Genomic DNA, 24,264 nt, shown 5'->3' on the forward strand with positions numbered 1-24,264 from the left:
AATATGTAACTATTTTATTTTTTCTTTCCCTGATTGGCAACTGCTTCCATTAGCTTTTTGATCTCTTCCGGATTTCCCAGGAAGTAGTCGCTGGATACATTCAGGTTTTCATCAAACTCAAACACGTAAGGCACAGCCGTAGGTAGATTCAGTTTGACAATATCTTCATCGGAGATGTTTTTTAGATGTTTGATGATGCCTCTCAAACTATTGCCATGAGCGACCACCAACAGCGTATGAGCTGTTTTCAGACTGGGGAATATATCACTTTCCCAATAAGGCATAATACGTTCAATGGTATCTTTCAACGATTCAGTGCGAGGTAATTCTGCATCGGGCACTTCATGATAACGGTAATCAAAATGCGGATTTCTCAAATCTTTTTCTGAAAGTGGATTAGGGGCTATATCATAACTACGGCGCCAGATGAGCACTTGTTCTTCACCATACTTCTCGGCAGTCTCGGCTTTATTCAATCCCTGTAAGTCCCCATAATGTTTCTCGTTCAGGCGCCAGTTCTTTTCGACAGGAATCCAGTCGAGATTCATTTTATCGAGTACACAATTCAACGTTTTCACTGCACGCTTTAAATAAGAGGTATATGCTTTATCAAAATTAAAGCCATACTCTCTCAATGTTTCTCCGGCTTTTTCGGCTTCGGTAACTCCTTTTTCTGTCAGGTCTACGTCGGTCCAACCGGTGAAACGATTCTCTTTGTTCCATGCACTTTCTCCATGACGGAGCAATACTATCTTTTTCATTGCTAAAAGTCTCCTTTCTTCTGTTTATATATACAACAGATTGTTTCTTCACAAAGTTCACCAGAAAACAAATAGTTGGCAATACCCAGAAATAATGATTCTTTTAGTTGAAAAGTAAAATGTAGTAATTAGACATATAAAAAAATTACCCTCCTCTAACTCTAAACTTGCATGGATTGATCGATTATGAATCAAAACAAGTTTATTGTTAGAGAAGAGTAAGCCTGTTAGAGAGAGAATTTATTTATCGGTATTTTTCCCGTAATACGCTTCTTTTGCTTTCTTTATATTCCGTAGTAAAGCCGTGTAATGTCTATAATTAAAATCGCCTTCCTTGCATACGGCAAGTTGCCTTTTCACATATTCTTCAATCTTATCCAGATGCATTTCTATAAAAAGCAAAATATCAGAACGATTCACCGTCGTATTTACATTTCCGGCCTCTTTGTCACTTGGATTCATCATACGTTCAATAAATCCCAGATAAGTCCGTTGCTGCTGACGGCGGAAATTATTCTCTAATTCATTTGAATCATTCAAAGGTTTCCACACTGTACCAAACACATCGTCCAAATATTCCTCGAGTGGATAAGGATCCGAAGCACACATCGAAGCCGAATACAAATTCTGCAACATTCCCGGCGCCAGTAATAAGGCCATAATAGAACTTTGGCGGTCACGAATTTCATCCACAGCTTTCACTCCTGTGCAATTCACTACCTTATCAGGATAAAGCCAAAGTGGAGCTACAAGCAAATTCCGTCCTAACCATTCTACAGCTTCTTTTTGCACACTACGCGGCAGGTAATCATGAGGTTCCTGTCCTGGCAGATTATTAGTATACCGCCCTCCCAAGTTTCTCTGTACATGCAGCGTATATTTCATATATTGGGCACGAACTGATTTATAAATCGTATTTAAATCGTCATATTGACCGTCAGGTTGTGCAGTCCAAGTCATAATATTTTCCATCACCCTCTTCAGGTTCTTCATACCGTATTCATTGGCCTTCATATTATTATCCCCCAAGTCCTCACTCTGGCTGCGGGGATCAGCTCCTTTTCCTTCATCACCGATAAACAACAGGCGATGGTCGCCTTGAAGTTTCTTCGTGACTTCAGAACGCAACACAGCTTTCTCCTTAAAGGGATCTTTAAACTCCGGACGATATTGATACCCCCATTTTATAGCCCATTTATCATAATCGCCAATACGGGGGAAAAGCCCTTTTTCTGAAATCCGGTCTTCGGGTTGTGCCACATAGTTAAACCGTGCATAATCCATAATAGATACTGTGTGACCATTGGCCTCCACCCATGCTTTATCACGTAATTTCTCTACCGGGGTAGCCGAGCTGGCAGCCATATTGTGACGCAAACCAAGCGTATGTCCTACCTCGTGCGAAGAAACAAATTGAATCAGAGTCCCCATTAATTTATCATCAAAGGTCATTGATTGTGCACGTTTATCCAAAGGTCCACACTGCACCATATACCATTTCTTAAGTAAGTTCATTACGTTGTGATACCAACAGATATGACTTTCCATGATCTCTCCGCTACGAGGATCTACAATACGCGGACCATAAGCATTTTCTGATTCCGAAGGTAGATAGCGCAATACGCTATAGCGTGCATCGTCCAAGCTCATTGTGGGATCGTCCGGCCATTCTTTGGCAATAATGGCATTCTTGAATCCGGCTGCTTCAAAAGCTACATTCCAGTCATTCACACCAGCTTTAAGATAAGGAATCCATTTTTTGGGTGTCGCCGGGTCTATATAATACACAATAGGACGTTTGGGTTCAGTAAGTTGTCCTTTCCGATAACGTTCCGGATCTTTCGGTTCCAACCGATAACGCTGGATAATGGCTCCACGAGTCGTAACTTGCTGGTCATCAGAAAACTCTATCACCGGATTTTGGAAGAATCCAACCCGTTCATCTGCCAATCTCGGCTGCATAGGCTTTTTGGGTAACATCACCATACTGGTATTCAGTTTCACTGTCACCGAACCTGTTGCCGCAGCCGGCAACTTGCCGGAAGTTATGTTGTAAGTACGTAAGGTAAGCACTTCCACATTAATGGGATAGGTTTTTATGGTATCCATAAATGTACGATCCTGCGCTAAAGAACCAATGCCAAGAATAGAACGGTCACTCGATGTAAAGCCACACGTCTTATTATCACTCAAGAGAAACTTGGATACATTGATAAGCTGCGCCTGAGTCTTCGGATTTCTACCGATAACGTCAAACTTACAAATAACCGGGTCTATCGTTGACTGCTTCAATGCTTCCGCAATTTTATCACCTGTGGGAGCAAACTGTGACTGTACATATTCACGTAAAAAGAGCGTCTTGTCGTTATGCTGTTCCCAATAAACCACACTACGGTTCACCTCTTCCCCACTAAGCATTTTGAACCCTTGCGGTACAGCTTTAAAGCGAGTGACAACCAATAACAATCGTCCCAACAAAGAATCCGGTACTTCAAAATACCAATCATCCTTGATATGACGCACTGTAAACATGCCCTCACATTCACTTCCTCCATCTTTCAAAAGTTTCTCGTAAGCTGTCGCTTTCTTAACAGTGTCTTTCTTAACTGTATCTTCACGGACCACCAGACTTTTCTTTCCATGTTCAAGCGGATTTATAACACCGGACCGTGCTTCTGCTCCTTGCAGTGCCAAAAGTAGCAATACAGTTATCATCAAAATCTTTTGCATTGTTTTTCTATCTATTTTATTCGTTAGTATTTAATGTCAGGTTCGGATTTTTTTCACGGGCAGCCACCGGGAACGGAATGATGTACAAACGTGAATCCGGCTTCAACGTATATGTCTTCTGTTCGACATTAGTAGAAACTAGCGGGAAAACACGGGTGATCGTCTTTGCATAGTCCGGTTCCGTATTAAACCGCTTCAAATCCCAAAAACGACTAAAACCAAGAAGTAACTCTTTACGACGCTCATTAATAATTTCCTGCATCATCTCACGCTGTGTAGCCGGCTCCGGTAATATCGCCTCACTTCCCTTTATTCGTTTTTCACGCAACAGATTCAAGACTTCAACAGCTCCAGACAAATCGTTCTGACGGGCTTTGGCTTCTGCTAGAATCAGATAAACTTCGGCTGTACGCATACCTACAGCCATATACTGGAATTTGGCATAAGTAAGTGACGTATTCCACAAAGCAGCCCCAGAACCTTTATCAAAATAGTATTCAAGATTTCCAGTCGTCTTGAAAAACAGATTCATACGCTCATCATTCGTACCAAAAAGTTGTACCAGTTCCGGGCTGATCATACCATAAGTAAAAGCCGGATTTTCGGTAACGCCACCCATATAAGCATAATTCAAAACTTCAGGGTTTCCACCTTTAGCATAAGTTGAAACCTTCATTGGCCCTCCCTCATCCTCCAAAGCTATATAATCGATCAAACTGTTATTTCGTTTTAATGATTCCTCCGCTGCATCTTCAGCTTTTTTCCAGTCGCGATGAAACAAATAAACACGGGCAGCCAAAGCATAGCCAAAAGCTTTCGACGGATGATAGACATTCACCGGTTCTTCTTTCAAATAAGGTAATGCATCCTCAATATCTTTGATGATAAAATCATAGACCTCGGCCACAGTCGCTTTAGTAGGAGTAGCTTCAAGATCATACTCTCTGACAATGGCAACACCACCGTCAGTAGCCGCCGTCTCTGGATTATAACTTTTCGCAAAAGTGTTTACTAAAATAAAGTGGTCCCAAGCACGCATTATCTTTGCTTCCGCTTTTGCCAGTTCTTTAGTATCCTTGTCACCTGTACTATAATCCACCAATGAAATCACGATATTCGACCGCAAGATATATTCATAGCAATTCGCATACAAATTATTATCACTCAACTCCTTACGATCAGCATCTTCATTAAATGTCATATTGATTCCATCCCAAGATAGATATTCTTTGCCAATAATATTCGATTCTTTTGACCAGACATTATCACTCAACAGGGCAAAGGCCGACGGATAATAACACCGGTTAGGCAAAGCTACCAGTTCGTAATAAGTATCAGTAGAATCCACAGTCTTCTTACCTGTGGGAGTTATATCCACGTAATTCTCACAAGCCGCAAGTCCCAATATCAGCAGAACCGGCAATATATAAAGTAGTTTACGCATATTCTATAGTCTTTTTAATAATTAGAAACTTGTTGATAATCCAATAGAGTAAGTCTTGGGCGAGGCCATGCCACGAGTACCTCCGTTTAGATCGTAGCTCTCCGGGTCTATATCATTTCCTGCCTTACACCAGGTAAAAAGATTGTTCACCTGCAATTTCACCTTCAGCGAACTAAGCCGGAGTTGACGACAAATGTCAGACGGCAAATTATATCCCAAACTCAGACTACGTAGTTTCACATAGCCGGCATCTTTTACATTGATGTCACCATACCGCCACCAATCCTGAAAAGTCCCCGCATAAGTTTTCACTTTTGCAGGCATATCAATATACATACGTACATCTCCATTCGGATCATCAGAGCTCCAACGATTAGTAATATCTTTCAATGTCTGACTTCCCACCTGATCATTCATATCTACTACACTATTACGTAATTTATTACCTCCTGCATATACAAGGAAAGCATTCAGATCAATTCCTTTATAGCTTAGTCTGAAAGTCAGCGCTCCATTGAATTTAGGCGTCAGTGAACCAAGATTTACCAGATCATCTGTACCTTTAAGGGATGATCCGGTAGTAATGTTAGCCACCGTTCCATCTTCATTAAATGTTACAAGATCATTCCCGTCCTTATCCACCGCTACCGGATATCCATTCTCAATACGATCGATGCGGTAAGCCCAAAGCGTGTTATGACTGGTTCCCTCCATAAAGTAGTTCAGCGGACTCTTGATAAAGCTTGTCGATGTGTCCGAATCGCTATGATCCACTTTTATCATTTTATTTTTGTTATGAGCGAAGTTGAAATCAATGGCAAAGTTCCAGTCTTTCTTTCTGATAATATTGGTTGTGAGTGATAACTCAATACCCCGGTTACGCATTTTGCCATTGTTCACGACACGTGATTTAGCTCCCAAAGTGGGATCCATGTATCGACGTACAAGCAAATCTGACGCAGAACGGTTATAATATTCCAAGCTACCGGCAATCACATTATTGAAAAGACGGAAATCCATTCCCACATTATAAGTAGCAGTTTTTTCCCAACGAAGTTTAGGGTTCGGAAGATCATTATCTTCATAAGTCAGATAATTCGTCTTAATCGGATTACTCTGAGTTTTTTGCTTTACCACAAAATAGGTAGTCGAACTTTGGTCTACATTACCATTAATACCATAGGTCATACGTAATTTCAAAAAATCAAGCCAAAAAAGTTCTTTCATAAATGACTCGCCCGACACAATCCAAGAAGCACCGACCGACCACAGAGGGTGACGTTGGTTACGGATATCAAGTCCGAACAAGTCTGCCTGATCCCAGCGAATACTTCCGGAGACATTGTAACGTGACAGATACGAATAACCCGCATTAGCATAAAAAGACGCATAACGATGGCGTGATTCTTGCAATGTAGCCGACAAACCTGTTAACTTAATAGTATTACCGGAAAGAGCACTTGTCCCTATTCCATCGCGATATGCTTGCCAATCTATTATATCGGAAGTTAACGTTTGGGGATCGTAACCGTACATTAGCTGTCTGGTTAATTTAGGAATTTTATTTTCCCGAAATTCCAATCCGGCGATAGCTGTTACAGAATGATCCTTCCAATTTTTATCAAAATCTATCTGGTTACGGACCGTATAACGGTTACTTCCCACTTCACTTTGATAGAATCGTCCACCTTTCGGCATCCCCGAGTTCCCATCCGTATCAATCATGGAATTGTGCGTCATACGCATCAAATAAGAATCTTCTGCATCATACACCTCACTTTTACTATTGTTCCATTCATATTGATACATAAAATTGTATTTGAACATCTTCAAAAAACGAGCCTGCAAGCTGACAAACGGACGTATACTAACATCATGCGATTTTGTGCCACTTTCACCTAAGGCATCAAGCACATTGAAGCCAAATGATTTATAAGGTGAAACACCTTCCGCCTGACTTACCACTCCCCCATTATAAGAGCCACCTGAATATCCGCTTACATTTACATAGGGAGAATTGTAATGCCCGCCATCGTCATCCAGTATTCTTTCATAACGTTGTTGTAAGGTATAACCGGTAAATAGACTATTAGGCGTGTCACTACGTCCCAAGCGGGCATCCACTCCGGCATTCACATTCAGCCAACTGGTGATAGCATAGTTCGACTTGTAGTACAAAGAAAATCTATTGCTTTTGTCATTTATAGTACGCCCTTTGTTATTTTCATAATTGAAAGAAAGAAAATGATTACTGTCCCCTACTTTTTGAGAAACAGTCATATTATAACGTTGCGTCACAGCTGCACGCCAAGCATTATCACGATACTCTTTATAATAGTCGTTATTACGCCACTGATTCAGTGTATTTTCTACTTCACTGTTACTTACCGTTCCATTCTCCTTATCTAAATAAAGCTGAAATAATGGATAATAGTAACCTGATTTATAAGTGGATAGAAAACTGGAAGCACTGCCGGATTCAGCCACATTAGCATCAAATACCGCAGTCTGATAATCAATGATATCGCTTGTAGAAGCCAGATTTAAACTATTGAAATTAGGTTTGCTAGTGATGAACCAGTCTGCATTGATACTTACATGTGCTCCTTCTTCTTTAGCCTGCTTGGTTACTACCACAATAACTCCGTTTGCAGCCAAAGCACCATAAATACTAGCTGCCGCTGCATCCTTCAAGACAGTCACGCTCTCCACATTATAGGGATTTATCTCACTTAGAGTCAAGTTTGTCGGCATATCATCTACAACAATCAGCGGATCTGTTCCTACATCATTCGAGAATGTACCTACACCACGAAGGATAGGACTCATATCACCATTATTCGGATTAATATTCATACGCAAGCCGGCCACTTGTCCTTCCAGAGAAGAAGTCAGGTCCGTGTGCATCTGTCTTGTCAGTTGTTCGGAATCCACAAAGCCGAAAGCAGCGGTAGAACGCTCCCGACTAATACGCTGATAACCGGTCACTACGACATCTCCCAACTGTTGTTTGTCTTCGTGCATAATCACATTGACATGAGTACGTCCTTTAATAGAAACTTTTTCTGTCTGCATACCGACAAAAGAGACTTCCAAAGTGTGAGTTTCCTCCAACACCTTACAGGTAAAATTTCCTTCGACATTGGCAATAGCTCCGAACGGGCTATTGATTCCCCGAATATTTGCGCCTGGTAATGGGGTACCTTTTTCATCTACCACCCTTCCCTCTACACTTCTAGTTTTCCGTACAGCACCTGTGGAAGTGGTTTTCACTTTACGGATAGTAATGAAATGCTGGTTCACCTCATATTCAAAAGGTTTTCCCTCTAGAATTTTCTGAAGCGCAGACAAAGGTGCCAACTGGCGTATACTGACACTTACCCGGTACGGACCGACATCTTCACTAGGGAAATTCACCTTATAACCGGACACATTGCTGAACTGCTTCAAAGCCTCTCCCAGCGATGCTTCTTTCAGTTCCAAAGAAATCAGTTTGTTGTCCGTACTTTGTGCCCATCCATGCAAGGCAGTTACAAACATCAGCAATAAAAAGGCGGTTTTCATCCACACGATCCTTCCCGTTGCCTTTTTGTAAGACAATGTAAATTGTTGCTTTTTCATAAGAGTTGTATTTGTAAAGTTATATATGTTTAATCGTGATCGTTTCGTCTTGATAATCCACACGTACTTTCTCCAATTTATTCAGAAGTTCCAAAGCTTCTTCCAAGCGGGCATCACGGTTAGCCCAGAAGTTTAACCGGATATGGTATAGTTCCGCTTGTTCGAAATCAATATTCACGTTATACCATCTGCCTAAAGAACTCATAATGTCTTTCAATGATGCATCTTCAAAATAAAACATTCCTTCAGTCCAAGCTGTATAAGTCGCAATGTTCACACGTGAGATATTTTCTTCTCCGTTTTCCGTATAAGTGAGATCCTGACCTGGCTGAAGTATAACGGATTGATGACTGGTCATATTCGTAACCTCCACCTTTCCTTGTACCAAAGTCACGTGTCGGTCCTCCGTTTTATATGAACGTATATTGAATTTAGTACCTAAGACCCTAGTTTCCATACCATCGGCACTTACAATAAACGGACACTTTTCATTCTTCGCAACCTCGAAACAGGCTTCCCCTTTCAGTTCTACACGCCGTTCCTTCCCATTAAAAGCCACAGGATAACGCAGGCTACTTTCAGCATTTATCCAGACTTTAGTACCATCTGACAACACCAATAGAAAGCTCTTCCCACGTGGGGTAGTCAAAGTCTGACAACATATTGTGTCCGGAGTTAATGCTTCCACTTCTTTAAGATTCATCACACTATCCTCCAACAGTTGTTCACTATGACCATCTGTTTGCAGCATCACATATTCTCCATCAGTGATTGCAGCAAAGAACCGTATCGGTTGTTCCATTGACTGGGGCGTAGTTGGAAATAACGAAGGAATCAGAAAAACCAGCACTAATACGGCAGCTGCAGTAAAAGCCGCCACCCCTATATACATTCTTGATCTGACTCTACGTTTCCGTTCCAGATTCTCACGTATCACAGCTTCCTTACAAGCCATTAATTCCAAGAAAAGTTCTTTATTTTCAGGTATACTTATCCACTGAAGAAATTCATCAGTTTCCCTTAATTGCGGATGTTGTATGGCACGAAGTGCATAATCTAAATTTTTATCTGAATGGTCTATCATAGTGTCAATAGTTTCATTAAACACGTAAAGGTTACTGAAACTGATGACACCCCGATAGGATTTTTTTTTAAAAAAAGATGGTTAATTGTTTTCGGAGTATCTTTAAAGCTCTGGCAATGTGCGTTCTAACGGTATTATCACTAATACATAACTTTTCACTGATTTCCGCACATTTCTTTTCATTTAAGAAGAATTCTTCCACTACGGTTCGCATTTGCGGAGCCATCTGGCGAATGCTCTCCTGCATCCGGTTTATCTTATCTTCATACTCACGGTATTCTTTCACAGTCCAGCCACTGTAAAGTTCTTCCAGATATCTTTCCGCATTTTTATGCACCACGTTCTGATGGCGTATTTGGTCAATACAACGATTTCGCACCATGACGAAGAATAACGGCAACAGATCCTCTTCCGTTGTCAACCGTTCGTTGCTCTCAAGCACCGAACAAAAGACATCGTTCACCACATCTTTTGCGCTTTCCTCATCATTCAGCAGATTATATGCATGAATATAGAGTTTTTGCCAATGTTCCCTGTATATAACAGTTATAGCATTTTGACTATTATTCATGTATTTATAGTTACTTTTTGCGTTTCATAGAGCGCAAAGATAACCAATTGGAGCAAAAAACATTCTATTTATTAAAAAAGATTATAATTCATATAAATACATTTGTTGTTATAGACATATTCTATTCCCATCGTCTGACTCTTAATATTTTGACACCCTGTTTCTCTCCAGAAAGATACGATTCAGAACTATATCCGGCCGTTTCCATTCATCTGGACGTTGATTTAATCTTCGCTTTATCTTTACGCTTACAGAATGTTTCGATTACTTTTTTTACACGAAGATAATTTATTGATATTCTGCTCATATATGCCCATTTTCTTTGTAGTACGGACTTTCCTCGTGATACAATCATACTATCTTTTACTTTTTTAAGGTGGAATTCAACAAAAATGATTATTTTTACGAGCAAATTATTGTCTAACTACCTGATAATACAGACATATCTTGAAAATAAACGAACAAAACGAAAGCGAATTCCTACAAAAGCTTATGAACAAAGCGAATATAGGATGGTGGGAAGCTGACTTGAAAGCAGAGACTTACAAGTGTTCGGAACTTATCTCCCAACTACTCGGAATAGGAGAAGACGGGCTCATCAGTTTCGAAGATTTCAACAAGCGTATTCTAAAAGAAGACCAAGGATACGCCACTTTTCCGTCTTTTGACAAAGTACAACAGACTGTAGAAGAAATATACTTGTTTGATACTCCCAAAGGCCATGTATGGATTCGCAGCAAGGCATGCTTTCAGGAAACAGACGAAAATGGTAATACCAAAGTATATGGAATTGCCGAAACACAAGAGGGAATTCATATTGCATCTGCTCATCAGGCTCTACAAAATAGCGAGCGTATCCTGCATAATATTTATAAGAATCTTCCAGTAGGCATCGAATTATATGATAAGGACGGTCAAATGGTCGACCTGAATAAAAAAGATATGGAAATGTTCCGTATTTCCAATAAAGAAGATATTCTAGGAGTCAACATTTTCGAGAATCCTATATTGCCGGAGGAGATAAAACAAAAGATTAGAGACAATGAGAACGCAGATTTTACATTCCGGTATGACTTTTCCAAAATCAACAAATATTATCAACCTAACAGTACAACCGGCTTCATTGACTTAACAACGAAAGTCACCACTCTATACGATCACAATCACGAACCTATCAACTACCTCTTAATTAATGTAGACAAGACCGAAGATACAATTGCTTATAATAAGATTCAGGAATTCGAGAGTTTTTTCGACCTGGTAGGAGATTATGCCAAAGTAGGTTACGCGCACTTCGATGCTTTGAGTCGGGATGGGTATGCTTTGAGAAGCTGGTACAGGAATGTAGGTGAAGAAGAGGGTACCCCATTGCCGGAAATCATCGGCATTCATTCCCATTTCCATCCGGAAGATCGGGCTGCGATGATCGACTTTCTGGATAAAGTGATAAAAGGAGAAAGTTCCAAGCTATCCCGCGATGTCCGCATTCGCAGAGCAGATGGAAATTACACTTGGACACGGGTTAACGTATTAGTCAGGAATTATCAGCCGCAGGATAATATCATCGAAATGCTGTGTATCAACTTTGATATTACCGAACTGAAAGAGACAGAGCGGATGCTGATTGGTGCCAAAGAGAAAGCTGAAGAAGCCGACCGGCTAAAATCTGCTTTTCTTGCGAATATGAGTCATGAGATACGTACCCCGCTCAATGCGATAGTAGGCTTTTCCAGTTTGCTTGAGGAAGCGGAGGATGCAGAAGAAAAACATCTGTATGCAAAGATTATTGAAGAGAACAACAAGCTCTTGTTACAACTGATATCGGATATTCTTGACTTGTCAAAGATTGAGGCAGGGACTTTCGACATTATTCCGGAACAAGTGGATGCACAACAGCTTTGCAACGAACTGTTACAATCTATGCAGGTAAGGGCTACAGAGCAAGTAGAGATTCTCTTAGCACCGGAACTGCCCGAGCTTACTTTTACCAGCGACAAAAACAGGTTGTATCAAGTATTGCTGAATTTTGTAACGAATGCTCTGAAATTTACTTCCGAGGGCAGTATTGTTATTGATTACCGAATCAACGGAAATGAAGTCAGATTCTCGGTTCAAGATACGGGAATGGGCATCGAACCGGAAAAGCAGGAAGCTATCTTTACCCGATTCGTGAAATTGAATAATTTCATTGCCGGCACAGGGCTGGGACTCCCTATCTGTCAAAGTATCGTCACACAGTTAGGCGGCAAAATCGGAGTGGAATCTGAACCGGGGAAAGGTTCTTGTTTCTGGTTTACACATCCGATTAACTAAAATCTAAATTCAAAATAAATATCAGAAAACAATGTTTACCGGTTTCTCTTTAAGAAAATACGATCTGTTATAGTGTCGGGAAGTTCCGATTCATAATGTGTCACCATAATCATCGCCTTATCTTTGCGTCGGCAGAAAGCCTCGATCACTTTCTTTACCCGCCGACGATTATAGGTGTCCAAGCCATGAAGCGGTTCATCCAGAATCAGCAGTTCCGGATCTTTGACGAAAGCTCTTGCCAACAAGGCCAAACGTTGTTCTCCACTGGATAGTTGCAAGAATGGCTTATCTTTCAAATCTGCAATGCCAAATATATCCATCCACCACTCACAGATAGCCATCTGTTCCGGTTGAGGACGTTTATACAGACCGATACTGTCATGCAAACCACTGGCTACAATCTCAATAGCGGGCAGATTTTTAAGATAAGCACGGTGCATCTCCGGACTTACGTAACCGATATGTTTCTTGATTTCCCAAATACTTTCTCCCGTCCCTCTTTTCCGTCCGAAGAGACTGATGTCACAAGCATACGATTGCGGATTGTCTGCACAGACAAGGCTTAACAGAGTCGATTTCCCGGCACCGTTCTCACCACTCAACGCCCACTTCTCACCACGACAGACTGTCCAGTCCAGTTCTTTCAGAATAGTTCGGTCGCCATAACGGATACTGACCTTATTGAGTTTTACTACTTCCTCCGAATCGTAATTGTTGCCATCAGATGGCAAATCTATAATCCGTTGCTGCAAATCATCAAAAGAGGTAACCACATCTCTACTGCGGAAAGCGTCCAGATAGGCTTCACGTTCCATTTTAGGAAAGACCTCCATTTTGTCCACAGGAATGACATGAGTGATGAATGAAGGTATATCATCGAGCATGGAAAGTACCAGAATGATCTGTACGGACGACATTTTTGTCAGACGTTCGAGCAAAGAAAACAACAGTTCACGCGTAGGAGCATCCAGTCCGATAAACGGATTATCCATAATCAACACGCGGGGAGCAGTCAACAGGGTTTTGGTTAGCTGGAATTTACGTAATTCACCGCTGGAAAGGAGAATAATTTTCTTGTCGAGCAACGGTTCGATACGGAAGAGTTCAAACAGTTCGCGTTGTAGTTGCTCGTCCTTGATTTCTCCCAACATCTCACGAACATCAGGAGCTTCATCCTGATCGTGAGCATTCCAACGCTGCTGGTAGTAGTAATTGGCATCGGCGGCTCCATAGGTATCACGGAAAGCAATGTATTTCACATTATCATAAAGAGTCTGGGTGGCAGAGGGGGAAAAATCATATTGTACGGTTCCTTCACGCAATGGATATTTTCCGATCAGGGTATCTACAAAAAGACTTTTACCACCACCATTGGGACCTACAATAGCTATGTGTTCATTCGCTCCGATAGTTGTCGTGATGGGTTTGGCTAAACGCACAAGCGGGTTGCGTGCTACGCCCCCCGCCATGCAGAATGTATTTTGGTTCATATTCTTTTATTCTGTTTTATTATTGCCCGCAAAGGTAACAATTTTATCATAAAAGACGCCAAATTGCAAACATATTCTTATTCGTTGCGTAGAAGGAATATCTTTATTTACTTACTAAACCCATAAGGTGGACATTCAAAATTGGTAATATCCAATTTGTATTCCATCATATCTTTCAACTCGTGTATGGGACGTTCCAATTCGTAAGGTATCGGTTGTCTGCTGAATTGCTGGAAGTAAAGCAAACAAGCATCCCGCCACCAGACCGCATCCCGTGCCTGAATCTTCAGGCGGTGTTGCACATCACGAAAACGTTCGGAATCAATATACGGTTCCATCCTGTCCCACACTTTTTGAAAGTTTCTCACTTCGTTTACACCACGATCATACGCGTAGCACAGTTCTGCCCAAAGTGTACGTCCGTTCTTCATCTGATGATTCCAAGGGACATGGTGAAACCAAAGGAGCAGATTCTCCGGACAAGTATTCACATTGTCCAGTTGCTCGCATAATGGAGAATGGTATTGTCCGGTAGCATTACTTCCTGTACTGCTGCGGTCGAAACCTATTCCCATGTTGTCGGCACGGTGGTAATAAGGAGGTAGCCAATCCGGGCGGGCATCGGGAATATCACACCAGGGTTCCGGTCCGTAATGATGTCCCCATGCAAAGATATGATGCAAGCCGAGAGGCATCATGTAGTCTACTACTGCTTCTCTCGATTTCTGAAGCACTTGAGAGTTGAGAAAAGAGAGTTGAGCGTCGATTTGCTCTTTTTGAATGACTTCTCCTGCCGGAGTATCGGTTTGCGCACCGGTAACGGGAAGAAAAGTTTGTTTCAACCATTCTTCTCCTATCTGTTCGGAAGAGAGCGAATGTTTCCATGCCAATCGTCCGAAAGCATACCAGTTGGCTTGAGCAAAAGGATGTCCACACCAATTAGTATCATCACCGATGTTTGCCACTCCGGAAATAGCCGTGAGCGGATGAAAGAATAAAGAACCATCTGTCACACGGGCAACGGTAGAGCCTTTGCCTTGTAGATAAGTATCACTGTCTAAACACTCTTTCCACATAGGAGCAAGGAACGCAAGATGATTGGAAAAGCCAAGATACTCTTGTGTGATCTGAAACTCGGGCATAACTGCCGTCTTCTTCATAGCTCCGAACAGCGGGCTGAATGGCTCACGGGGTTGGAAATCTATCGGACCGTTCTTGATCTGCACAATAACATTATCCCGAAACTTACCATCCAAAGGTTCAAATTCAAGATAGGCTTGTTTGGCACGGTCGCTGTCGGTAGGAGAATAAACGAAAGCACGCCACATCACAATTCCATGATAAGGCCTCAACACATCAGCAAGCATATTGGCTCCTTCGGCATGAGTGCGTCCGTAATCACACGGACCGGGCTGCCCTTCGGAATTCGCTTTCACCAGAAAACCTCCGAAATCGGGAATCAGAGAATAAATCTCTTTGGCTTTCTGCTTCCACCAGTCTATCACTTCTTTATTCAACGGATCGGAAGTGGATAAACCGCCTAAAGCTGCGGGAGAAGAGAAATTGATAGAAAGATATATTTTCAAGCCATAAGGGCGGAAAACGTCGGCCAAGACTTTGACTTTCTGCAAATAATCATTAGATAGTATCTTAGGACTTGCATTGACATTGTTTATTACGGTGGCATTAATGCCGATAGAAGCATTGGCACGAGCATAAGCTTCATAACGGGGAGAGACAACAGACGGAAGTTCGTCCCATTTCCAAAGTGAATGTCCGGCATATCCGCGTTCGATTGTACCATCCAAGTTATCCCAATGATTCAGGATACGAATTCGATAATCAGGTCGTTCGGAGATATTGAGGGATTGCAAAGCTGATTCCGGTAGTTGTCCGGTAGCTTGCAGACGGAGTAAATGATACGTTCCATAAAGTACTCCTTGTTCACCGGAAGAAGCTATCGTTATTTGACTGCCATCTTTGGAGGTCTGAATCGTATATCCCTCATTTCCAAGTGCACGAAGTTCTTTATTGTTCCGGACCTCCAAAGTAACCGGGATTCCTCCCTGCCAGAAGTTCTGTAATTCGGAAACTGCAATACGTAATGTAGGCGATTGTTTCTTACTGCTAATTTCCGCTTTCGCTCCCGATGCATAACGAAGCCACAAGGCACTTCCATCTTCTGCCCAAATAGAAGAAAAGCAAAAAAACAAAGTGAATGTCAATGCAAATATATTTCTCATAGTACAAAGTATGTTATCACAATTAATTTACAGTATGATAGCATAAGTAAATTAAGCATTCATAGTTAATAATAACCGCCTCTACCTGAAAAATCCCTATTACCTAATATTCTAGTAAAAGTAGGTATGTTTTTCAAATAGAGGCGGTTGTTTTAATGTATCCTATTATTCATCTTTTCCCTCAATGGTAATAATTCGCCCGTCTGCATCATACTGAAGTTCACAGACTTTTAGGCTACGGAGCCAAGTCTTTCCCTCTGATGGTACACAATCGTGATGAAACAGATACCACTTACCTTTAAACTCTACAATAGCATGGTGAGTAGTCCATCCTACCACCGGAGTCAGAATGATTCCCTGATAAGTAAACGGACCATAAGGGTTATCACCTATTGCATAGCAGAGCAGATGAGTGTCTCCCGTAGAATAGGAAAAATAGTATTTACCATTATATTTATGCATCCACGAAGCTTCGAAGAAACGGCGTTCCGTATCCCCTGCTGTCAATGGCTTACCGTCTTCATCCAGAATTACCACTGCACGGGGTTCTTCGGCAAACTCCATCATGTCTTCACTCAAACGAGCAACACGCGACGGAATTGCTTCCTCCTCTCCTTCCGGCAAAATAGCAGATTCCAAGGCTTTATTATTACGGTAACGTTGAAGTTGTCCACCCCACAATCCACCGAAATACATATAATAGTTACCATCTCCATCATCCCATACAGCCGGATCGATGCTGTAACTTCCCTTCATCGGATTAGCTTCCGGTATAAAAGGACCATAAGGTTTATCACTCACAGCTACCCCGATACGAAATATATCATTCTGATCTTTCAATGGAAAATACATATAATACTTACCATCTTTACAAACCACATCACAATCCCAAAGTTGACGGCCCGCCCAAGGAATATCCTCTGTGGAAAGCACCACTCCATGATCTTTTATTTCACCGTTCATCACATCATCCATAGAATACACGTGATAATCTTTCATATTGAAATGATCGCCATTATCATTTTCGGCAATACCACTTTCCCAATCGTGAGAGGGATAAATATACAGTTTGCCATCAAATACATGTACGGCAGGGTCAGCCATATAATCACCGGGAACTAAATATCTTTTTTCTGTTTTCATACTATTTCTGTTTTTTCTGTTAGAAACTTATTTTGTTTTTTCAGCCTCTTTGATAATCAGGTCGACTACCGGCTTCGGCTGATAATTGCGATCAAAAAGTAACGGATAATCCGTGCGGCCTCTCATCGGCCAGTCATTACGCCAAGAGTTCTGATCGGCTACTCCCCAAAGAGTAACCCTGGTGATGAGGTTATGATGTTTCAGGAACAGACGGAAAAAGTCATTCATTCTTTCAGTCCATGCTTTCGATACCTCTTCCGGCAATCCATCCGGATAAGGATTCATCTCTTTTTTATATTCGAAGGAAGCGGAAACCTCTGCACCTACATTGGGATTCGGTGATGGTATCACCGTCAAATCCAGTTCTGTTATCATTATCTTCACTCCTGTTCCGGCAAAAGCCAACATACTCTTCTCAAATTCACTGATTTTCGGGTAGTCCATGCCGATATGCCCTTGCATACCTACGGCATCAATACGGATTCCACGTCTTTTCAAATCGTTCACCATTTTCACGACGGCTTCTCTTCTGCCCGGTTGGGCCATTGAGTAGTCATTGTAGTAAAGTTCGGCATCCGGATCAGCCTCGTGTGCATATTGGAAAGCCAATGGGATATATTCTTCACCCAGAATCTCATAAAACTTTGTCTTGCGATATGCTCCATTATCTTCAATCGCTTCATTTACTACATCCCAGCCTTTGATGCGGCCTTTATAGCGTTTCACGATAGTCATGATATGATCTTTCATCCGCTTCTTCAGGACTTCCGGAGAAACATTGTTCCCGTCCTTATCTACGCAAAACCAAGGAGCCAATTGTGAATGCCAAATCAGGCAGTGACCAATAATAGCCATTTGATTGCTCTCACCAAAACTGACAAATTCATCTGCCTGCGCAAAATTATACTTATTTTCTTTCGGATGAATGACAGAAGACTTCATGCAGTTTTCCGCCACGATGGAATTAAAATTCTTCTTTACAACTTCAACAGCTGCGACATCCTTACCGGAACTTTGATGTGTGTTCACTGACACGCCAATCAAAAACTTGTTTTTCAAAGCCTTTTTCAGCGAATTTCCATCTTTCGCAAAAACTTCTCCATAAAAAAAAGTAAACATCACAGTCAATAACAACAGAATTATTCGTTTGAGTTTCATACGTTATATTTTTGAGTAATAAACATTCTACTATCTTATCTATTCGCCTTTTTTACAGCGCGATTCTATCTCCTCATTTATATTGTCAATCACATTATCTTCCAATTCATATTTAGAAATAATGAACATAGCGACCAAAAGTAACAATGCCGGAATAACGGCTACGAGCCACAGTATTCCCTGTTCGGCAAAAGGCGATTGTGACACTTCATTTGTCTGGTCGAATCCGACAAAAGCCATAACAAGTCCCGGTACAACTCCTCCAAGAGCCATTCCCGCTTTATAGAAAATACCAGTCAAAGCATTGACTATACCCGAAATACGTTTACCATGAGTATATTCGCCATACGAAATTACTTCAGGAACCAAAGCCCACATATACCCTGTCGCAATAATGACTCCCGTCGATTTTATGAACTGCGCCACAAAGACCAACCATATCTGCGTTTTGAGTACCGGAACCACAGAAATAATATACAGCAATGCCATACCCAATATAGCGACTGAAAGGAATACATAAAACATTTGCTTTTTTCCAATGGCACGTTTAATGGCAGGTACCATCGGCATGAAAATGAATGCGGGTATCGAGCCCAAGGCCATGAAATAAGGTAACATCTCCGGGGCACGTACATTATAAATCATATAATATGAACCGGCAGAATTACCAATCGCCATCATTGCAAAAGCAGTAATGAAAAAGAACGCCAAAATACGCAAAGGTTTATTTCTACAAAATTCTACCCACAAGTCGGACACTTTTACTTTAGATGTCTCCTCCTGATCCATAACCACACGCTCCTTCGTCTGGCTAAAGCAGAACACCAATAACGCCAATCCGATAACAGCATAAATAGTCATCGTAATAAACCATGCGTTAGCAGATGCAGTAGTATTGATTTTACCATCGGGAGACAACACCTTCACCAGTATCGGAATACCGTATGCCACGGCCAAACCGCCCAAATTGGCAAGAAACATGCGCACTGACGTCAACACCGTGATTTCATTCGTATCGCGGGTAAGTGACGCATTCAGTGCTCCATAAGGCACATTAATCAATGTATAACACATGGATAATCCAACGTAAGTGAAATAGGCATAGAACAGTGAACCCGAAAAGCCGTTCCAAAAACAAAGAATAGCAAAACCAGTCAGCGGAATTCCTCCCCAAATAAGGTATGAACGGTATTTGCCTAGTTTAGGATTGTGTTTATCGACGAAAGCACCCACTAGAGGATCCCAAAGCACATCCACTATCCTGACAATAAGAAACATCACGGCTGCCACCTCCGGTTTAAGTCCATATACATTGGTATAAAAAATCAGCAGATACATACATACGGTCTGGTAAATAAGGTTTTGCGCCAAATCACCGGAACCGAATCCTATACGTTGAAGCCAAGAGAGTTTATAGAAACCTTTCGCTTCATTAGTCTTCATTGCATTCTCCATAAAATAGATAAATTGGTCATTTTCTGTTTTTCGTATTCATTTCTATCAAGATAGCTGCTGCCACTCGTTGCCCTAGCGTCTTTTTATCCAATGGATGAATATCATTCCATTCTCCTAAATCACTATTTTTAATCAGAGTAACATTTTTATTTGTATCAGCTACTTCCGCCTGCGCTTTCCGGAATTCCGCCCAGGCAGCGCGTCCTCCTTTATCTGTGGGTGAAAGAAAATCCGCCAGTTCAATGATATAGAAAGGCATATCTGATCTATTCCATCGTTGTCTCCAATCGGTAATCATAGCTGTCAGCAAGTCTTTATACTCATTTCTGCGTGAGACATTCGATTCTCCCTGATACCAGATAACACCAGATACCGTATAGTTCAGCAAAGGAGCAATCATGGCATTATACAGTCCTGTGGGTTTATAATGAAAAGCCGTTTGTCCCGGAGCAGCGGGCATAGGAGCACCGAGGCGATATTTCCAACTCCCCTCCAGATTGATCTCCGATTCTCCTTTTTCCGGCTGACCTTTTCCGAAAAGAATTTTATAAGGCTTCTCCTTTACAAATTGAGGACGACCGCCATAACTGAAAAGGCGTATGGTTATTGTATTTTTTCCGGCTTTCAGCAATCCGGCAGGAATGGTATAGATACGGGGAGGATATTGATAAGAGACACTCCCCACAAATGTGCCATTTACATAGACGGAATCCGCATCTACGATACATCCCAAGCGAAGAGTCGCTTTTTCTCCTGCCTGTTGGGCAGACACCTGAAAGTCTTTACGGAACCAGTGGGAACCATTGATGGCATTCAGTCCGTTTGTTGCCCAGCCGGAAGCAAACAAATCTGTTTCTTTCCAATTGCTATCATCATAATCGGCAGCATACCAAGGGGTAGCCTCATGCATTCCTTTGTCTCCCTGATACAATGCCACATTCCAGGCACGACTTTTCTTTCTCTCCTCCTTTTTCATTGATTCCACCAAATCGTCCGATTCATAGATACGCTTTTCATTCAAATAAAATGGAAAAGGCTTCAAACCTTCCTCACTGCTCCACGCTTCTATCGGTGAACCTCCGACACTGGAATTTATGATTCCTACCGGAACTTTAGTCTTTTGATAGATCTCTTTAGCGAAGAAATAGACCAAAGCAGAAAAAGGCATCACATTTTCAGGAGTCATCGCTTGCCAGGAAATTCCCGGAATGTCTGTCTGCGGAGCATGAAAATTATAAAGCAGAGGTGTTTTTATATAGCGCACCATCGGATAGTTGCTGTCCGTAGATATTTCATCGCGAAAACGATCTGTAACCCGCGAAACAGGCAGTTCCATATTCGACTGTCCCGAACATACCCACACATCACCAATAAGAATATCCTTTAATTCGATATCATTAATAGTCATCGTATAAGGTCCGCCGGCTTTCAAAACAGGCAAAGTCACTTTCCAGTTACCTTGTGCATCGGCAACAGTCTTATATTTCTTTTTCAGGAAAGTTATATCAACGGTTTCATCAGGACCAGCCGTCCCCCAGATATTGACAGGTTCCCCACGCTGAAGTATCATTCCGTCGGAAACAAGAGCCGGAAGTTTAACCTTTGCTCCGCCCAACAAGGCGAAGCAAAGGAACACAACTACTAACCCTACCTTATAAAACCAATACTTATTCATTCTGTCTTTTCTTTTATATGTCTTTATTTCATGATAATTTAGCAAGAGAAGAAATCCATCGGGATTCCACTTTGCAAACTTAGGAAGTTTCTTCCCACTTACCCAGAAATTCTGATTCAAATCATTACTCGCTTGTTACATCATCGTTTACGTATGTTACAAAAACTTGTTGCAATGTTACATTCAAGCTGAAACCACCGATAAACAAGAGGAAAGGGAAAGTTTTAGAACGAGCGGATTACAGTAGTTATTGTTATTCATTTGATCCACTCCAAGATAATAACAACTACTGTAACCCTCACTCTCCCCTTCTTTAATCGTTATAAAATCATTTATTCCAAATCTCCGGTAAAGTCTCCGCTGACATCTTTACCAGCCAAACCATCGGCCACTCCCTTATAAGCATGTTTACGTGCATAATTAGCATCCCAAAGGTTCGGAGCGTCATTCGGTATCCAATTCACATGTTCTTTTTCATTGTCCGATACTCCCCAGATGGTAATACCATATTGTTTGTCCGCCGGGATATACTTCTTGTACATATCAACGACATACTGATACATTTCTGCCTGTTGTGCCAAATTTTCAATAGTAGGCGACGAGGTGTTAACCTTAATATCCAACTCGGATACTTTAATCAACTTACCGGTAGCACCCAGTTTCTGGAACATTTGAGCAATATTGTCTTTATTGGAATCAATAGCAATATGCATTTGTGTACCGATACCATCCACTGTGGCCCCTTTGCTTTCGATGTATTCCACATATTTAATCAGACCGTCACACTTATTGAGGTTATACTCCAGATTATAATCATTGATGAATAGTTTGTCATCCGGATTTCCATACTGACGGGCAAGTTTGAAAGCTTCTACTGCATAGTCTTTCGGAGTCAGGAAATAATCTTGCCAGTAGAATTCATCAGAAGCCAGATCAGTTTTGCCTTTACCAGTCTTAATGTCTGATGTTTTTCCGTCATCCATCGGTTCATTGACTACGTCCCATGCATGAACATAAGGTTTGCAATGGGTAACCATCTTTGAAATCCAGTCTTCCATGGCATCTCTGATGATCTCGGCTTTTTCTTCATCGGTCTTCTCAATGATAGTAGGACCGGAAGCACGGGTGACAGCACGGGTCTCCACCACTTTCTCCGACAATACGATATTATCTATATAATAATCACCCGCACTAACTCCGAAATTGATACAGAATCGATTCATATCCTCTTTAGACACTGTAAACTCTTTCTTAAATTCTGTCCAAGTCGTACTCACATTTCCATCTACATAGCATTCACCTGCATAACTCGATGAGTTCTGAATTTGGATCTGGAAAGTAGTTGAGACACTTGCTTTAATCATAGCAGAGAACTCATAGGTCTTGCCAGCTTCCAAAGGAGTATCAAAGCCATATCCGGCCTGTGCCTTATATGCATTGCCCGCCCCTCCGTCAACAGAACTAGTCAGCTTCATCGAATATGAACTTCCATATCCTTCACCTTCTTCCGAAATCGCGGCCTTTCCACTACTCCAAGCTCCCCAAGGAGTAATAGCTTTGCTTTCAAAATCTCCGTTAGAAATCAGATTAACCACAGTAGGCTCCGCATCTTTGTCTGTCACAACAATATTATCTACATAATAAGTCACATCCGGCAAATAACCAAATTCAAATGCAATCTGAAATGTAGTACTAACAAAATCATTCACTGTGATCTTCACCTGCTGCCATTGAGACGTTGTCTCAAAAGCTTCCGTCCAACTGCCACCTGTAGCATACCAGTCTTTATATGGATAATTATTCTCTAACCCAGCAAAAGTCAACCGGGCTTTACCGGGATTATCCGAACGGACAAAAAATGAAATTTCATAATTATGCCCACTTACTGCTGAAATGTCAGGAGTATATAATTGCACTGAATGAGCAGCCGTTACAGAAGATCCTACTGCAAATTTCAATGCTTTGGAAGTAGCTGTCAGTCCTTCCCCTTCCACAATGGACATCGCATCACTTCCATTTTTACGATTCCAACCATCAAAGGTTCCATCTTCAATGCCCGACAAATCCAACAAATTACTGCCCGCCGGTCCCGGAATAACTTCCGGTGCAATCAGACTATTCAGATAACTCGCATTCTGATTAGTGTGCCAAATCAGACAGTGCCCATAAATGCTGATACCCGCTTCTATGGTCTTTGTAAACAACTGATCGACCTTATCAAATTTCAAATTCCCTTTAGAATCGACCATAGGACCGTGCTTCATGGCATATCCTATCGTCAGATCATTAAAGTTCTCATTCACAATGGTAGTCGTTGTCTCGTCACCAAGATATTCATCCATCCCCACTCCGATACCCAACTTAAAGTTGGGATCGGATAAATATTCTTTCAACGGCTTGTAACGGGAAATCTTTTCAGCCAACTGTAAAGGCAGTTCGGAAGAAGTAACCGCTCCATGTGTAGGGTCTTTATACCACTCCATCTTATTATCGTCACACGATGTCAATATCAGCACCGACAAGGCAACAAACGGAAGCATATTTCTGTATTTCATAATCTTTTCAATTTAAAGTCA

14 protein-coding genes are annotated in these 24,264 nt (G+C 41.5%); 1 reads left to right on the plus strand and 13 read right to left on the minus strand.

The genetic code is table 11. The annotated features are described in order from the left end of the window. Positions 1–14: 14 nt before the first annotated feature. The 6 genes from gpmA to H8796_RS22910 form a co-directional block, all read right to left on the minus strand. Positions 15–761 carry a 2,3-diphosphoglycerate-dependent phosphoglycerate mutase gene (gpmA, locus tag H8796_RS22885; protein WP_117934079.1) on the minus strand — a complete coding sequence of 249 codons (747 nt, stop codon included), beginning with the start codon at positions 759–761 and terminating at the stop codon, positions 15–17. A gap of 240 nt (positions 762–1,001) precedes the next feature. Then, positions 1,002–3,491: a zinc-dependent metalloprotease gene (locus H8796_RS22890; protein WP_117934081.1), complete on the minus strand. Its 2,490-nt coding sequence runs from the start codon at positions 3,489–3,491 to the stop codon at positions 1,002–1,004. Between the two features lie 16 nt (positions 3,492–3,507). Continuing rightward, complete coding sequence (locus H8796_RS22895; protein WP_117934083.1) at positions 3,508–4,935, minus strand: RagB/SusD family nutrient uptake outer membrane protein; 1,428 nt, start codon at positions 4,933–4,935, stop codon at positions 3,508–3,510. Between the two features lie 21 nt (positions 4,936–4,956). Beyond that, on the minus strand, positions 4,957–8,556 hold the full coding sequence (locus H8796_RS22900; protein WP_117934085.1) for a SusC/RagA family TonB-linked outer membrane protein: 3,600 nt from the start codon (positions 8,554–8,556) through the stop codon (positions 4,957–4,959). Positions 8,557–8,575: 19 nt separating this feature from the next. Next, positions 8,576–9,640: a FecR family protein gene (locus tag H8796_RS22905; protein WP_117934087.1), complete on the minus strand. Its 1,065-nt coding sequence runs from the start codon at positions 9,638–9,640 to the stop codon at positions 8,576–8,578. Positions 9,641–9,707: 67 nt separating this feature from the next. Continuing rightward, positions 9,708–10,211 carry an RNA polymerase sigma factor gene (locus H8796_RS22910; protein ID WP_117934089.1) on the minus strand — a complete coding sequence of 168 codons (504 nt, stop codon included), beginning with the start codon at positions 10,209–10,211 and terminating at the stop codon, positions 9,708–9,710. 492 nt (positions 10,212–10,703) lie between these two features. Between H8796_RS22910 and H8796_RS22915 the strand changes: the two genes are divergently transcribed. Then, the gene (locus H8796_RS22915) at positions 10,704–12,524 is read left to right on the plus strand and encodes a PAS domain-containing hybrid sensor histidine kinase/response regulator (protein ID WP_187343882.1); all 1,821 of its coding nucleotides are present in this window, start codon (positions 10,704–10,706) and stop codon (positions 12,522–12,524) included. Positions 12,525–12,559: 35 nt separating this feature from the next. Here the strand turns inward: H8796_RS22915 and H8796_RS22920 are convergent, their stop codons facing one another. From H8796_RS22920 to H8796_RS22950, 7 genes are all read right to left on the minus strand, one after another. Beyond that, on the minus strand, positions 12,560–14,014 hold the full coding sequence (locus H8796_RS22920) for an ATP-binding cassette domain-containing protein (protein ID WP_117934091.1): 1,455 nt from the start codon (positions 14,012–14,014) through the stop codon (positions 12,560–12,562). Between the two features lie 107 nt (positions 14,015–14,121). Further along, positions 14,122–16,257, minus strand: coding sequence for an alpha-glucuronidase family glycosyl hydrolase (locus tag H8796_RS22925; protein ID WP_117934093.1), 2,136 nt, complete (start codon positions 16,255–16,257; stop codon positions 14,122–14,124). Positions 16,258–16,422: 165 nt separating this feature from the next. Next, positions 16,423–17,400 carry a glycoside hydrolase family 43 protein gene (locus tag H8796_RS22930; protein ID WP_117934095.1) on the minus strand — a complete coding sequence of 326 codons (978 nt, stop codon included), beginning with the start codon at positions 17,398–17,400 and terminating at the stop codon, positions 16,423–16,425. Between the two features lie 27 nt (positions 17,401–17,427). Further along, a complete protein-coding gene (locus tag H8796_RS22935; RefSeq protein ID WP_117934097.1) occupies positions 17,428–18,558 on the minus strand; it encodes an endo-1,4-beta-xylanase in 1,131 nt (376 codons plus the stop codon). 39 nt (positions 18,559–18,597) lie between these two features. Next, positions 18,598–20,013 (minus strand): MFS transporter, encoded by a 1,416-nt coding sequence (locus H8796_RS22940; RefSeq protein ID WP_117934099.1) that lies wholly within the window; start codon positions 20,011–20,013, stop codon positions 18,598–18,600. A gap of 16 nt (positions 20,014–20,029) precedes the next feature. After that, entirely contained in the window at positions 20,030–21,688 is a 1,659-nt protein-coding gene (locus tag H8796_RS22945; protein ID WP_117934159.1) for a sialate O-acetylesterase, read from the minus strand. 332 nt (positions 21,689–22,020) lie between these two features. Then, positions 22,021–24,243 (minus strand): endo-1,4-beta-xylanase, encoded by a 2,223-nt coding sequence (locus tag H8796_RS22950; protein ID WP_117934101.1) that lies wholly within the window; start codon positions 24,241–24,243, stop codon positions 22,021–22,023. Between the last annotated feature and the right edge of the window lie 21 nt (positions 24,244–24,264).

The sequence above is a fragment of the Bacteroides sp. M10 genome (assembly GCF_014334015.1).
GTDB lineage: Bacteria > Bacteroidota > Bacteroidia > Bacteroidales > Bacteroidaceae > Bacteroides > Bacteroides intestinigallinarum.

Coding starts and splice junctions, on each gene's coding strand:
- H8796_RS22925 (WP_117934093.1), bottom strand. CDS start 16,257: ATGAGAAATATATTTGCATTGACATTCACTTTGTTTTTTTGCTTTTCT.
- H8796_RS22950 (WP_117934101.1), bottom strand. CDS start 24,243: ATGAAATACAGAAATATGCTTCCGTTTGTTGCCTTGTCGGTGCTGATA.
- H8796_RS22890 (WP_117934081.1), bottom strand. CDS start 3,491: ATGCAAAAGATTTTGATGATAACTGTATTGCTACTTTTGGCACTGCAA.
- H8796_RS22905 (WP_117934087.1), bottom strand. CDS start 9,640: ATGATAGACCATTCAGATAAAAATTTAGATTATGCACTTCGTGCCATA.
- H8796_RS22910 (WP_117934089.1), bottom strand. CDS start 10,211: ATGAATAATAGTCAAAATGCTATAACTGTTATATACAGGGAACATTGG.
- H8796_RS22920 (WP_117934091.1), bottom strand. CDS start 14,014: ATGAACCAAAATACATTCTGCATGGCGGGGGGCGTAGCACGCAACCCG.
- H8796_RS22935 (WP_117934097.1), bottom strand. CDS start 18,558: ATGAAACTCAAACGAATAATTCTGTTGTTATTGACTGTGATGTTTACT.
- H8796_RS22915 (WP_187343882.1), top strand. CDS start 10,704: ATGAACAAAGCGAATATAGGATGGTGGGAAGCTGACTTGAAAGCAGAG.
- H8796_RS22930 (WP_117934095.1), bottom strand. CDS start 17,400: ATGAAAACAGAAAAAAGATATTTAGTTCCCGGTGATTATATGGCTGAC.
- H8796_RS22945 (WP_117934159.1), bottom strand. CDS start 21,688: ATGAATAAGTATTGGTTTTATAAGGTAGGGTTAGTAGTTGTGTTCCTT.
- gpmA (WP_117934079.1), bottom strand. CDS start 761: ATGAAAAAGATAGTATTGCTCCGTCATGGAGAAAGTGCATGGAACAAA.
- H8796_RS22895 (WP_117934083.1), bottom strand. CDS start 4,935: ATGCGTAAACTACTTTATATATTGCCGGTTCTGCTGATATTGGGACTT.
- H8796_RS22900 (WP_117934085.1), bottom strand. CDS start 8,556: ATGAAAAAGCAACAATTTACATTGTCTTACAAAAAGGCAACGGGAAGG.
- H8796_RS22940 (WP_117934099.1), bottom strand. CDS start 20,013: ATGGAGAATGCAATGAAGACTAATGAAGCGAAAGGTTTCTATAAACTC.